11 protein-coding genes are annotated in these 12,835 nt (G+C 64.1%); 7 read left to right on the top strand and 4 right to left on the bottom strand.

Annotation, left to right across the window (positions count from 1 at the left end; translation table 11 throughout):
- Window positions 1-84: 84 nt before the first annotated feature.
- From lspA to dnaE, 3 genes are all read left to right on the top strand, one after another.
- The gene (gene lspA / locus J2808_RS19535) at window positions 85-657 is read left to right on the top strand and encodes a signal peptidase II (RefSeq protein ID WP_309819969.1); all 573 of its coding nucleotides are present in this window, start codon (window positions 85-87) and stop codon (window positions 655-657) included.
- A complete protein-coding gene (locus J2808_RS19530) occupies window positions 650-1,576 on the top strand; it encodes an RluA family pseudouridine synthase (protein WP_309819967.1) in 927 nt (308 codons plus the stop codon). The genes lspA and J2808_RS19530 overlap by 8 nt, the downstream gene beginning before the upstream one ends.
- A 105-nt stretch (window positions 1,577-1,681) precedes the next feature.
- Window positions 1,682-5,239, top strand: a complete 3,558-nt coding sequence (gene dnaE, locus J2808_RS19525; protein ID WP_309819965.1) for a DNA polymerase III subunit alpha — start codon at window positions 1,682-1,684, stop codon at window positions 5,237-5,239.
- Here the strand turns inward: dnaE and J2808_RS19520 are convergent.
- Window positions 5,236-5,733, bottom strand: a complete 498-nt coding sequence (locus tag J2808_RS19520) for a flavin reductase family protein (protein WP_309819964.1) — start codon at window positions 5,731-5,733, stop codon at window positions 5,236-5,238. The two genes, dnaE and J2808_RS19520, sit on opposite strands and share 4 nt — an antisense overlap.
- A gap of 136 nt (window positions 5,734-5,869) precedes the next feature.
- On the opposite strand from J2808_RS19520, the gene J2808_RS19515 reads away from it, so the two are divergent.
- From J2808_RS19515 to nrdR, 3 genes are all read left to right on the top strand, one after another.
- Window positions 5,870-6,403 carry a hypothetical protein gene (locus J2808_RS19515; protein ID WP_309819962.1) on the top strand — a complete coding sequence of 178 codons (534 nt, stop codon included), beginning with the start codon at window positions 5,870-5,872 and terminating at the stop codon, window positions 6,401-6,403.
- Window positions 6,404-6,412: 9 nt separating this feature from the next.
- A complete protein-coding gene (gene hisD / locus J2808_RS19510) occupies window positions 6,413-7,789 on the top strand; it encodes a histidinol dehydrogenase (RefSeq protein WP_309819960.1) in 1,377 nt (458 codons plus the stop codon).
- 123 nt (window positions 7,790-7,912) lie between these two features.
- Window positions 7,913-8,419, top strand: coding sequence for a transcriptional regulator NrdR (nrdR, locus tag J2808_RS19505; protein WP_309819957.1), 507 nt, complete (start codon window positions 7,913-7,915; stop codon window positions 8,417-8,419).
- A 46-nt stretch (window positions 8,420-8,465) separates the two neighbouring features.
- Here nrdR and J2808_RS19500 read toward each other — a convergent pair whose 3' ends face one another.
- From J2808_RS19500 to map, 3 genes are all read right to left on the bottom strand, one after another.
- Window positions 8,466-10,430 (bottom strand): beta-galactosidase trimerization domain-containing protein, encoded by a 1,965-nt coding sequence (locus J2808_RS19500; protein WP_309819954.1) that lies wholly within the window; start codon window positions 10,428-10,430, stop codon window positions 8,466-8,468.
- Window positions 10,431-10,777: 347 nt separating this feature from the next.
- The gene (ppgK, locus tag J2808_RS19495) at window positions 10,778-11,581 is read right to left on the bottom strand and encodes a polyphosphate--glucose phosphotransferase (protein ID WP_309819952.1); all 804 of its coding nucleotides are present in this window, start codon (window positions 11,579-11,581) and stop codon (window positions 10,778-10,780) included.
- Window positions 11,582-11,638: 57 nt separating this feature from the next.
- The gene (gene map / locus J2808_RS19490) at window positions 11,639-12,517 is read right to left on the bottom strand and encodes a type I methionyl aminopeptidase (protein WP_309819950.1); all 879 of its coding nucleotides are present in this window, start codon (window positions 12,515-12,517) and stop codon (window positions 11,639-11,641) included.
- A 123-nt stretch (window positions 12,518-12,640) separates the two neighbouring features.
- On the opposite strand from map, the gene J2808_RS19485 reads away from it, so the two are divergent.
- Window positions 12,641-12,805 (top strand): SPOR domain-containing protein, encoded by a 165-nt coding sequence (locus tag J2808_RS19485; protein WP_309819948.1) that lies wholly within the window; start codon window positions 12,641-12,643, stop codon window positions 12,803-12,805.
- Window positions 12,806-12,835: the final 30 nt, after the last annotated feature.

Genomic DNA, 12,835 nt, shown 5'->3' with positions numbered 1-12,835 from the left:
AGCACGTATTCTGAAAGCCGGTGGCTGAGGATTCCTCGGTCACCGGCTTTTGTGATTAACATCGGTTTTACTAATGAAAGCACCATGACTGACGATCTTGCCGCCGACGCTGCACACCCGGTTCCTTCAACGCCCCGTCCGGGGAAGACGCTGCTGCTCTCGCTCTTTGCAGGCTTTGCAGTCTTTGCTTATGCCTTTGACCAGCTGACCAAAATCTGGGTCACCACCACCATGGTGGAGGGGGAGCGCATCGAGGTGCTGCCGCCCCTCCTCCACTGGTACTTCATCCGGAATTCCGGCGCGGCCTTTTCAATCGGCGAGAACGTCACCTGGGTGTTTTCCATCATCATGGCCGGAGTCGCCATTGCCATCCTGTTCCAGGTGCGCAAGCTCGGTTCCATATGGTGGGCGCTGGCCTTAGGGCTTCTCCTGGGCGGTGCGCTGGGCAACCTGACAGACCGGCTGTTCCGGGAACCTTCGTTCGGCATGGGGCACGTGGTGGACTTCATCCAGCTGCCCAATTTTGCGATCTTCAACATCGCCGATTCTGCAGTGGTCTCCGCCGTGTCCATCATTTGCATCCTCACATTGCGGGGGATCTCGCTGGACGGTTCACGGCACGTTGCGGCCCCCAAGGAAAAGGCTGAGGATGCCTGAGCGCGTAGTAGTGGCCGAGGAATTCGGCGGAACCCGGGCTGATGCCGGGCTCGCCCGGTTGCTGGGCATTTCCCGGTCCCTGGCGGCGACACTTATTGCCGAAGGCAACGTTGTCAGCCGCGGCAAGAAACTGGGCAAATCCGCGCGCCTCGTGGCCGGGGATGTGTTGGAAGTGACGGTGCCTGATCGACGGGACCCGCTCGAAGTGGTGGAGGAAGTTGTGGAAGGCCTGAAGATCCTGCTCGACGACGACGATTTTGTGGTGGTGGACAAGCCGGTAGGGGTTGCCGCGCATCCTTCGCCGGGATGGGTGGGACCTACTGTGGTGGGTGGCCTCGCCGGTGCGGGTTACCGCATCTCGACGTCGGGTTCCCCTGAACGCGTGGGCATCGTCCACAGGCTCGACGTCGGCACGTCCGGTGTCATGGTGGTGGCCAAGACGGAGCGCGCCTATACCGCCCTGAAGCGGGCTTTCAAGGAACGCAACGTGGACAAGGTGTATCACGCGGTGGTCCAAGGACTGCCGGACCCCCTGGAGGGCACCATCGACGCCCCGATCGGCCGGCATCCCGGACATGACTGGCGCTTTGCTGTTATCGAGGACGGCCGCCCGTCGATCACGCACTACGAGGTATTGGAAGCCTTCGGCAAGGCAACCCTGGTGGAAGTGCACTTGGAAACGGGCCGTACGCATCAGATCCGTGTGCACTTTTCAGCATTGCGGCACCCGTGCGCCGGTGACCTCACCTACGGGGCTGATCCGCGCCTCGCCGCAACCCTAGGCCTGACCCGGCAATGGCTGCATGCACGCCAGCTCGGCTTCGACCACCCGGTCACCGGCGAGCGTGTGACCGTCACCAGCGAGTACCCCCAGGACCTGGCCTATGCCCTCGAAGTTCTGGAGTCGGGCCAGGCCTGACCTTGCCGGTGGGCGCTGAGCCGTCGGTCACAAAGTAGGCCCACCCGTCCCGTGCCCGCTGCGTGGCTGGGCCGGAGGCATCCCGCCAGCGCTTAGAATGGTCCGGTGACTTCCAGCAATGCCTCGTTCGTCCACCTCCACAACCACACCGAATACTCCATGCTGGACGGCGCCGCCCGTCTGGGGGAGCTCTTCGATGAGACCGAACGCCTCGGCATGCCGGCTCTCGCCACCACGGACCATGGCTACCTGTTCGGCGCCTTCGACTTCTGGAAACGTGCCACCGACCAAGGCATCAAGCCGATCATCGGCGTCGAAGCCTATGTCACCCCGGGCACCGCGCGGACGGACAAGAGCCGTGTCCGCTGGGGCGAGGAACACCAGCGCAAAGACGATATTTCCGGCGGTGGTTCCTATACCCACATGACGCTGCTGAGCTACAACAACGCCGGCATGAGGAACCTCTTCCGGGCGTCTTCCATCGCCTCCCTGGATGCCGTCTTCGGCAAGTGGCCGCGGCTGGACCGGGAGCTCCTGAACACGTACTCCGAAGGCCTGATCGCCACCACGGGCTGCCCGTCGGGAGAAGTCCAGACCCGGCTGCGCCTCGGCCAGTACCGGGAGGCTGTGGAAGCAGCCGCTGAATTCCGCGACATTTTCGGTGCGGAGAACTATTTCTGCGAACTCATGGACCACGGGCTGGACATCGAACGCCGGGTCACGGGGGACCTGCTGCGGCTGGCCAAGGACCTGAACCTGCCCCTGGTGGCCACCAACGACCTGCACTACACACACGAACACGACGCCAAGGCGCATGAGGCGCTGCTCGCGATCCAGTCCGGTTCCACGCTGCTGGAGCCCACGTACGACAACGGCGGATCCCGGTTCGCGTTCTCCGGCAGCGGCTACTACCTCAAGTCGCCGCAGGAGATGCGCGAGCTGTTCCGGGACCACCCGGACGCGTGCGACAACACGCTGCTGATTGCCGAGCGCTGCGAAGTCTCGTTCAACACCGGCGCCAACTACATGCCGCGGTTCCCCTGCCCGCCGGGCGAAGACGAGACATCCTGGCTGGTCAAGGAAGTAGCGGCCGGGCTGGAATTCCGGTACCCGGGCGGGGTCCCGGACAAGGTCCGCACGCAGGCTGATTACGAGCTCGAAGTGATCACGTCCATGGGATTCCCCGGTTACTTCCTGGTGGTGGCCGACTTCATCAACTGGGCCAAGAACAACGGCATCCGCGTCGGTCCGGGCCGTGGCTCAGGCGCGGGCTCGATGGTTGCCTACGCGATGCGCATCACCGACCTTGACCCGCTTCACCACGGCCTGATCTTTGAGCGCTTCCTCAACCCGGACCGCGTTTCGATGCCCGACTTCGACGTCGACTTCGATGATCGGCGCCGGTCCGAGGTGATCGACTACGTCACCCGCAAATACGGTGATGAACGCGTGGCCATGATCGTCACGTACGGCACCATCAAGACCAAGCAGGCGCTCAAGGACTCCTCCCGCGTGCTGGGCTACCCGTTCAGCATGGGCGAGCAGCTCACCAAGGCCCTGCCTCCGGCGGTGATGGCCAAGGACATTCCGCTGGCGGACATCCAGAACAAGGACTCAAAGCGCTACAGCGAGGCCGGTGACTTCCGCCAGCTGATCTCCACCGATCCCGAGGCGGCCAAGGTCTTCGAGACGGCGCTCGGCATCGAGGGCCTGAAACGCCAGTGGGGTGTGCACGCCGCCGGCGTCATCATGTCCTCGGACCCCATCATTGACGTCATCCCGATCATGCGGCGCATCCAGGACGGCCAGGTGATCACGCAGTTCGATTACCCCACCTGCGAAGGCCTGGGCCTGATCAAGATGGACTTCCTGGGGTTGCGAAACCTGACGATCATTTCCGACGCCCTGGAGAACATCAAGCTCAACCGTGGCCATGACCTGGACCTGGACAGCCTGGCCCTCGATGACGTCGCCTCCTACGAACTGATGGCCCGGGGCGACACGCTGGGTGTGTTCCAGCTCGACGGCGGCCCGATGCGCGCGCTCCTGAAGCTGATGAAGCCTGACAACTTCGAAGACATCTCGGCTGTTCTGGCGCTCTACCGTCCCGGTCCGATGGGTGCCAACGCCCACACCGACTATGCCCTGCGCAAGAACGGGATCCAGGAAGTCATTCCGATCCACCCCGAGCTCAAGGAACCCCTCGCTGAAATCCTGGGCGGGACGTACGGCCTGATTGTGTACCAGGAGCAGGTTATGGCCGTGGCACAGAAACTTGCCGGCTATTCCCTCGGCCAGGCAGACATCCTCCGCCGCGCCATGGGCAAAAAGAAGAAGTCGGAACTGGACAAGCAGTTCGCCGGCTTCTCCCAGGGTATGCAGGACAACGGCTACTCCATGGCCGCCGTCAAAACCCTCTGGGACATCCTGCTCCCGTTCTCCGACTACGCCTTCAACAAGGCACACTCGGCCGCGTACGGCGTGATCTCCTATTGGACCGCGTACCTGAAGGCGCATTATGCGCCGGAGTACATGGCCGCCCTCCTGACCTCGGTGGGTGATGACAAGGACAAATCGGCCATCTACCTCAATGAGTGCCGGCGCATGGGAATCACCGTGCTGCCGCCGGACGTCAACGAGTCGGCGCTGAACTTCACCCCGGTGGGTAACGACATCCGCTTCGGAATGGGAGCCATCCGAAACGTGGGCGTCAACGCCGTCGAAGCCATGGTGGCCGCGCGCGAAAAGGAAGGTGCCTACACATCCTTCAAGGATTATCTGGTGAAGGTTCCCGCAGTGGTATGCAACAAGCGCACCATTGAATCCCTGATCAAGGCTGGCGCCTTCGATTCCCTTAACCATCACCGGCGCGCGCTGGCGATGATCCATGAGGAGGCCATCGATTCGGTCATCACCCTCAAGCGCAACGAGGCGATCGGCCAGTTCGACCTCTTCGCCGGCTTCGAGGAAGCCGAGTCCGAGGCCTCGCTGAGTATTGAGATACCCGACCTGCCGGAGTGGGAGAAGAAGGACAAGCTGTCCTTCGAGCGGGACATGCTGGGCCTCTATGTCTCAGACCACCCGCTGCAGGGACTTGAAGGACTCCTCAGCCAGCACGCTGACCAGAGCATCACCTCGATCATCGCCGATGACGGCCCGCACGACGGCGCGATCATCACCATCTCGGGCATGATCACCTCGCTCAGCCGCAGGATCGCTAAGGCGAGCGGCAATGCTTACGCCCGCGCCGAAATCGAAGACCTTGGCGGCTCCGTAGAGGTCATGTTCTTCGGCCAGGTCTACGGACCCATCGCATCCGTCCTGGCGGAGGACTTGGTGGTGGTGGTGAAAGGCCGGCTCCAGCGGCGCGACGACGGCGCCGTGGCACTGAACTGCATGGAACTCAGCGTCCCGGACCTCAGCGAGGGGACAAACGGTCCGCTGCAGATTTCCATGCCCACGCATAAGGCCACCGAGGCCGTGGTCACCGAACTCGGCGATGTCCTGCGGAACCATCGTGGGAACTCGGAAGTCCGGCTGCACCTGCAGGGGGACACCCGGACCGAAGTCATGGCGCTGCCGGTCCACCTCAGGGTCAATCCAAGCCCGTCGCTGTTCGGGGACCTAAAGGTCCTTCTCGGTCCGACCTGCCTGGACTACTAGATTTCGTAGTCCAGCGGGACCGGCTGGCCGTAGCTGCCCGAGTGGTACAGCAGTGGCGAACCGTCTTCGCCCACGGCGCCCTCCACCACTTCGACAACCACCACGGCGTTATTCTCGAAGGAGAGCCGCATCTGGATCTTGCCGATCAGCCAGCCCGCGACGTCCTTGAGGACCGGGACATCGTGAGGGCCAAGCTCCCAGTGGTCTCCGCCGAAGCGGTCCTTCGTGCGCGCAAAGCGGTCGGCCAGGGCCTGGTTCTCGAGGCCCAGCATGTGGACGCCCAGGTGCGTGGCGTTGGCCACGGCCGGCCACGAACTTGAGCTGCGGGCCATGTTGAAGGTGAACCGCGGTGGCTGTGCTGACAACGACGCAACTGACGTGGCGGTAAACCCGTATGGCTCACCCTGGTAGTTCACCGTGATGATGGCGACGCCGGCTGCGTGGCGCCGGAACATCTCCTTAAACGTGCCCTCAAACGGCGTGGTGTCTGACATCGTGAAAATGGCTCCCTGGAAAGCATGCTGAAATGGACTCTTACTTAAGGGTATTGGTCCGGCAGGGCACGGCGGAATCGTTTGACAACCCACGTCATCTGACCTCGTGCAGCGAACATTTGTTAAGGTTTGTTTCATGAGTGAACACATCAGTCGCCGGTCCGCCCGGTTGCCGTGGAAGTGGTTTGTTGCTGCCGCGGCCGGTGGTGTGCCCGCGGGCCTGTTGTGGTGGCTGCTCGCCCCGGGCGGGCTGAACCTGATCACCCGCAATCCCACACTCGCTGACGGGACCAATCCGTCGGTGTGGCTGCCGCGGGACCTTACCCTTGCCGGCCTTTTCGTTTTCGCCGGCTGCCTGGTGGCCGTTTTCCTTACGGACAAAGCCGGCAGGGCTGCGCAATCTGCCTTCCTCCTCAGCCTGGCCGGTGGACTCGTCGGCGCCCTCGTTGCCTGGCAGACCGGCGTGGGGGCGGGCCGGCTGTGGGGCGTCCAGGTGGATACAACCATCAGTTCCAGCGTGGCATTCTCCCTTCGCTCGATGTCTGTGCTGCTGCTCTGGCCTGCGGCAACCGCAACATGCGTGTTTGTGCTGAACCTGCTGAACCTGCTGAAGAAGGGGCCCGACGGCGGAAGCGCACCCCTCGCCGAAGGCACGGCGCCCGGCGCGTAAAATAGTCCGGTGACCATTTCTTCTGAATCTCCAGCCACCCCGTCAACCGCCACCGTCAGCTTCCGGACGGTCGATCTGCGCGGACGGGGCCTGACCCTGGCCGGATTGCGGGCCGCTGTGCCTCGCGCCCGGCAGAACACGGTGGCGGATGCTGAAGAAAAAGTGCTCGACATCATTAGCGCCGTCCGCCAGCAGGGTTTCGCGGCGCTCAGCGACCTTGCCCTCCGGTTCGACGGAGTTGAGCAGGTACATCCCCGGGTCCCCGCCGAATCGCTGGCCAAGGCACTGGCGGAGCTGGATCCCGCCGTCCGCAGCGCGCTGGAGGAATCCATCAGCCGTGCCCGGCAGTTCGCCGACGGACAGCGGCCGCGCAATGTCGACGTCGAACTTGGCGATGGTGCGCTGGTGAGCCAGAACTGGGTGCCGGTTTCGCGTGTGGGACTCTACGTTCCCGGCGGCCTGGCCGTTTACCCGTCGTCGGTCATCATGAACGTTGTCCCGGCCCTCGCGGCCGGCGTGGAATCCATCGCACTGGCCTCACCGCCGCAAAAGGACTTCGGCGGCCTTCCGCACCCCACCATCCTTGCGGCGGCCGCCCTGCTCGGCATCAGCGAGGTGTACGCCATCGGCGGCGCGCAGGCCATCGCGGCGTTTGCCTATGGCGTGCAGGCAGGCGACGCCGGACCCGCGCTGGATCCCGTGGATGTGGTGACCGGTCCCGGAAACATTTTTGTGGCAACGGCGAAGCGCCTGGTCAAGGGAGTGGTGGGCATCGACTCCGAGGCCGGAACCACGGAGATTGCCATCCTGGCCGATTCCTCCGCTCAACCGGACCTGGTGGCCGCGGACCTGATCAGCCAGGCCGAACACGACCCCAAGGCGGCATCGGTACTCTTCACCGATTCAGAGGATCTTGCCGTGGCGGTCCGCGCCGAACTGGACCGGCAGGCGGCTATCACCAAGCATTCACAGCGTGTGTGTGAGGCCCTGTCCGGTCCCCAGTCGGGCGTTGTATTGGTGGAGGACCTGGAGCAGGGCATCGCCGCGTGCGATGCGTACGCCGCTGAACACCTTGAAATCATGACTGCGGACGCGCCCGCGGTGGCCGCCAGGATCCGCAACGCCGGAGCGATTTTTGTGGGGGACTACAGTCCCGTCAGCCTGGGGGACTACTGCGCGGGGTCAAACCACGTGCTGCCCACCAGCGGTACGGCTGCGTTTTCCTCGGGCCTGAACGTCACCACTTTCCTGCGCGCCATCCAGGTGGTCAATTACAGCCGGGCAGCCCTTGAGGAAGTCAGAGGCCACATCGTGAGCCTGTCGGCGGCGGAAGACCTCCCGGCCCACGGCGATGCTGTGACGGCCCGCTTCAGCACAACCGCCTGATTCCGGAAACGGCACGAAATGCACTACATGTAGTGGCTCGACTACTACATGTGGTATTACAAGCTTGTTATTGACTAAGATGCGGTCGTAGACTGATAGCTGACGATCGAGGGAAGGGACACCATGTACTGTCCGTTCTGCCGCAACCCGGACTCCCGCGTTGTGGACAGCCGCATGGCCGACGACGGTTCAGCCATCCGGCGCCGCCGCCAGTGCCCTGAATGTGGCCGCCGGTTCACCACCGTCGAAACCACCAGCCTCTCCGTCATCAAGCGTTCCGGCGTCGGCGAGCCGTTCAGCCGGAGCAAGGTCATCAACGGCGTCCGTAAAGCCTGCCAGGGCCGCCCGGTCAGCGAAGATGACCTCGCGCTCCTTGCCCAGGAGGTCGAGGAGCAGATCCGTGCCTCGGGGGCTGCGGAGATTGAGGCGCACGAAGTTGGACTCGTCATCCTGGGTCCTCTGCAAAAGCTGGACCAGGTGGCCTACCTGCGCTTCGCCAGTGTCTACCAGGCCTTCGAATCCCTTGAAGACTTCGAAACAGCCATTGCGCTGCTCCGCCACGAGTCCGTGGCTGAAACCGCTGGACCGGCAGCGAAGAGCACGAAGAACTCCGAAAAGAGTCCCATATAAGTCGGCCTGGAGTTGGTCGCCACGATGGCGGGAGTCGGTTCGCCTACTACGTAAGTGCGATGCGGGCCAACAGGAGCGCGCCCACGGTCACGTCGAAGACCGCGCGGCCGCCCTCATGCGTGAAGGGTATCTCCGCCGGCGCCGCATCCCCCGGCTGCGTGACGGTCACCCGCCGTGGCATCTTTCCGCCGCAGGGGATGGCGACCTGGAAGCTGGCACTTTCCGCAGTGAACCCGCCAGTATCGAGGCCGTCGATGTTGGCGAAGAGCACATCCAGACGGTGCTCCGTGCGCTGTCGCAGGTCGATGACCACCGCGGGCGGCGCATCGGTGACAATGGTGCGCCCGGCCGCCTCCAGGATCCGCGCCAGCTCGGTTGTCACTGAGGCATCGGTGGTCTGGTAGTACGTCTGCCCCACCTGCTCGGTCACCAGCACCACGGCACCGAGGCCGTACGACGTGCGCGACCAGTTGGCGCCGGCACTTACGCCAAAGGCCTGCAGCAGCGCCGGCTGGGCCCGCAGCACGCCGTGCTCATCGAAGAGGCCGGCATCGGTACCACCGGTGACCAGCAGCGTGCCGCCAGCCTCGACATAGCTCTTCAGGCTGGCGATCTCCCCATCCGAAAGCGCCGCCGGCCGCGGCGCCACCACCACCGGGTAGGGCGCGAGCCACGCCGGCGACAAGTGCGGCATGGTGACGACGTCGTACGGCGCGTGCGCGTGGATGAGGGCCTTGCAGATGCCGCGGTATTCGCCGAGGTAGGGCAGGTTCTTGGCGGAGTCCGTCGGCGTAGTAGCCCACCAGTCCTCATCAGCCCGATTGGTGCTGGTATAGAGTCCTCCGCCGGCGTTCCGGTCGATAAAATCGCGGCTCACGCTGGAGAAGATCACCGCCACCGGGTTGGCGCTCTCACCGGCCCAGATGTCGTTGTTGTCCTTGAGCCAGCCATACATCTTGCCGCGCCAGGCGTCGCCCACGGTGTTGTTGAGGAGCGGGATCTGGCTCTCGTATGGCCGCACGCCACCGGCGATGGCAATGGCCATGACCCGCTCGGCGTCGTCGGTCTCCTTGCCGTAGGAAATCACCCAGCTCGGGTTCTTGCCCGCGCAGCCGCGGCCGTGGCGCATCATGATCGCCATCGAGATCCAATCGTCGGCGGGCGCCTCGCGCATGCCGGTCTCGTCGCTGGCGGTGCTCACTTCCCACACGCGCAGCACGTCACCGTCGTCGCGGCTGGCGCCGTCGAGGCCCTGCACCGTGCCGCCGCTATGGTCCATGGTGTCGGTCTCGACGATGAGCTGGAAGTCGGGCCGTACCGTGCGCGCACCGGCAAGCACCGCCTGCTCGAACTCGTGGATGACCCCGTGGCGCCACGCCACCCAGCGGCGAAACACTGGATTGTTCCAATCCACGCGCGTGGGCTGGGCGAGCCCGGTCTCGGCAAGGAACTTGGCGGCGCAGGAGGCGTTGGTGCATGGCCACACCCCGACGATGTCCGAGAGCAGCGGGACGTCCCCCCACAAACCGTCGAGTGAGGTCTGCGCCAGCCTCTTCACGCGGTTGATGAAGTAGTCGCGGTAGCCCGAGGTGGGGCAGAGCCAGGCGCTCTCGGTCCCCGCCGGCACCCAGAACGCGCGGCCCGCGCCGCCGACGAACTTGTTCGCTTTGCCGTCGATGCCGCGCTGCACCCAGTCCGGGTGGTCCTTCCACATGGTGTTGGGCACAGAGGCCGCGTTTTCAGTAAGCGCCTCCAGCAAGGAGCAATAGGCCACAGCCTTCATGCCGCGCTCATGGCATTTCTTCGCCACCGCCTCGATGTAGGCCGCGCTCTCCTCGAAGCGCGCGTCGGTCATGTAGAAGGAGAGGTCGGAATCGATCACCACCACGCTCACATGCGCGGCCGCAAACACGTCCAGGCGTGCATCAACTGCCGGATCGCCCGCAAAGGTCTCGAACCCCGCGACGCGCGCATCGGAGACCCAGCTCAGCTCCGCGGACGGCGGCTCCACGATCGGCGGGAGCTCACCCTGCCCCGGTACCGTGTTATCTCCGCGGCTCAGCAAGTTACCGCCACATCCAGCCACAACGGCGGCAGCGCCGAGCGTGACGTAAACAAAGTTACGTCTGGAAATTTCGGGCCTTCGTCCGGGACGGTACAAAATGACTGCCTTCCTGCTGAGGGAGCCCCCTTCCACATCCCCCAACCAGTGTGGGCGAATGGTTGCTCGTTGCACAAGGGGGTCCAGCCGCAGACCGTGACGGCGGCACCGACCGCTTGGGGCGATGCCGCGCACCGTTGAACCGGACCGGTGACCATCATTACCGCCGCCGAATCCGCTTCAGGTTCAGCCGATTGCTACTTGATGTACTTGTGCTTCACAGCGATTTCGACGGCGGCGCCCACGATTCCGGCCTCATTCTTCAACTCAGCAGGCACGATGGGAGTGCGCAGCTTCAGCCGGGGCAAGTACTCGTCCGCGCGCTTGGAGATGCCGCCGCCCACAATGAACAGTTCCGGGGAGAAGAGGAACTCGACGTGGGCGAAATAGCGCTGCAGCAGCACGCTGTATTCCTCCCAGCTCAGGCCATCCCGTTCGCGGGCAACGGCCGAAGCCTTGGTTTCGGCATCGAAGCCGTCAATCTCCAGGTGGCCCAGTTCTGCGTTGGGCACCAGAAGGCCGTTGAAGATGAAGGCTGATCCGATCCCGGTACCGAGTGTGATGACCAGGACGGTGCCCTCAATCCCGGCGCCGGCACCGAATCGCGCTTCCGCCAGCCCGGCGGCGTCGGCGTCGTTGATGACCTCCACTGGACGGCCCAGGCGGGCCGTGAGCAGGGCGTCGATGTCCGTGTTGAGCCAGCTCTTGTCCACGTTGGCTGCAGAATGCACCACACCGTGCTGAATGATGCCGGGGAAGGTGACGCCCACCGGCGAATCGGCGGCGGGTGCCTCGGGGCGGCCGGAGAGCTCGGCCACCACCTGCGCCACAACGTCGGCCACAGCTTCTGGAGTGGCCGGCTGGGGAGTTGGCACCCGGAACCGTTCGCCGAGGAGCTTGCCCTTCCTGGGGTCGACGATGCCGCCCTTGATTCCGGTACCACCGATGTCGATGCCGATCAGCGGGGCTTTTTTGTGCGACTTCTCGTCCTTCTTGGCCAATGTTTTATCCGTTCGTGGCAGGGCGGGCGGGCAGGCCGGGAGGCTGACCGAGGGGATTCAGGGGAGTGTAAGGATCTCCGCGCCGGATTCCGTGACCAGCAGCGTGTGTTCAAACTGCGCGGTCCGCTTATGGTCGCGGGTGACAACCGTCCAGTCGTCTTCCCACATGTCCCATTCGATGGTTCCGAGCGTCAGCATGGGTTCGATGGTGAACACCATTCCCGTCTCGATCACGGTGTTGTAGGCAGGCGCGGCGTCGTAGTGCGGGATGATCAGGCCGGTATGGAACGCCTCACCCACACCGTGGCCGGTGAAGTCGCGCACCACGCCGTAGCCGAACCGCTTGGCATAGGACTGGATGGCGCGGCCAATGACGTTGATCTCGCGGCCGGGCGCCACGGCCTTGATGGCACGGTTGAGGGACTCCTGCGTGCGCTCCACCAGCAGCCGGGATTCCTCGTCGACGTCGCCCACAAGAAAGGTGTAGTTCGTATCGCCGTGGACACCGTTAATGAACGCCGTGATGTCGATGTTCAGGATATCGCCGTCCTGGACAACGGTGCTGTCCGGGATGCCGTGACAGATGACTTCATTCAGCGACGAGCACAGGGACTTGGGGAATCCCCGGTAACCCAGGGTGGACGGGTAGGCCTTGTGGTCCAGGAGGAATTCGTGGCCCACCTTGTCCAGTTGGTCGGTGGTGACACCCGGTGCGATGTGCTTGCCCACCTCAACGATCGCCTGCGCGGCGATCTTGCTGGCGACCCGGATTTTCTCGATGGTCTCGGCCGATTTGATCTCTGAGCCGGTGAATTTGGCCGGTCCGGGCTTGCCCACGTACTCCGGGCGCGGGATGGACGCCGGAACGGACAGCTGCGGGCTGACCGTTCCCCGGGTAAGCGTGCCGGTGGGTGCAGTCGAGGCTAGGGAAGGCATAGATTGATCATATAAGGCACCGCAGAACGCCAAGTAACGCGAGGGCCAAACCGTGGCCCGCCGGCACTTAGGTTACGCGGGTCACAGCCGCGGCTTCCTGCCCGCCGGAACGAAGGAGCACTAATGGCCGAGTATTGGTACAACGTGAACACGCACGAGGTTGAAGAAGATGCCCTCTCGGACTGGAGCCAGCTGATCGGCCCCTATAAGACGCGGGAGGAAGCGGAACACGCCCTCGAAAAAGTCCGGGCCCGCAATGAGGCCTGGGAAAAGGGCGACGAGGACTGAACGGTCAGCGGTACCTGCCTGCCGCCGTCG

Origin of the sequence: Pseudarthrobacter sulfonivorans (assembly GCF_031454915.1) — a bacterium.
Lineage (GTDB): Bacteria > Actinomycetota > Actinomycetes > Actinomycetales > Micrococcaceae > Arthrobacter > Arthrobacter sulfonivorans_C.
This window is presented reverse-complemented; position numbering and strand designations above follow the sequence as displayed.

Bases quoted from the DNA above. Each gene is read 5' to 3' on its own strand.
- lspA (WP_309819969.1), top strand. From the start codon at position 85: ATGACTGACGATCTTGCCGCCGACGCTGCACACCCGGTTCCTTCAACG.
- J2808_RS19530 (WP_309819967.1), top strand. From the start codon at position 650: ATGCCTGAGCGCGTAGTAGTGGCCGAGGAATTCGGCGGAACCCGGGCT.
- J2808_RS19520 (WP_309819964.1), bottom strand. From the start codon at position 5,733: ATGTCAGACACCACGCCGTTTGAGGGCACGTTTAAGGAGATGTTCCGG.
- J2808_RS19515 (WP_309819962.1), top strand. From the start codon at position 5,870: ATGAGTGAACACATCAGTCGCCGGTCCGCCCGGTTGCCGTGGAAGTGG.
- nrdR (WP_309819957.1), top strand. From the start codon at position 7,913: ATGTACTGTCCGTTCTGCCGCAACCCGGACTCCCGCGTTGTGGACAGC.
- map (WP_309819950.1), bottom strand. From the start codon at position 12,517: ATGCCTTCCCTAGCCTCGACTGCACCCACCGGCACGCTTACCCGGGGA.
- J2808_RS19485 (WP_309819948.1), top strand. From the start codon at position 12,641: ATGGCCGAGTATTGGTACAACGTGAACACGCACGAGGTTGAAGAAGAT.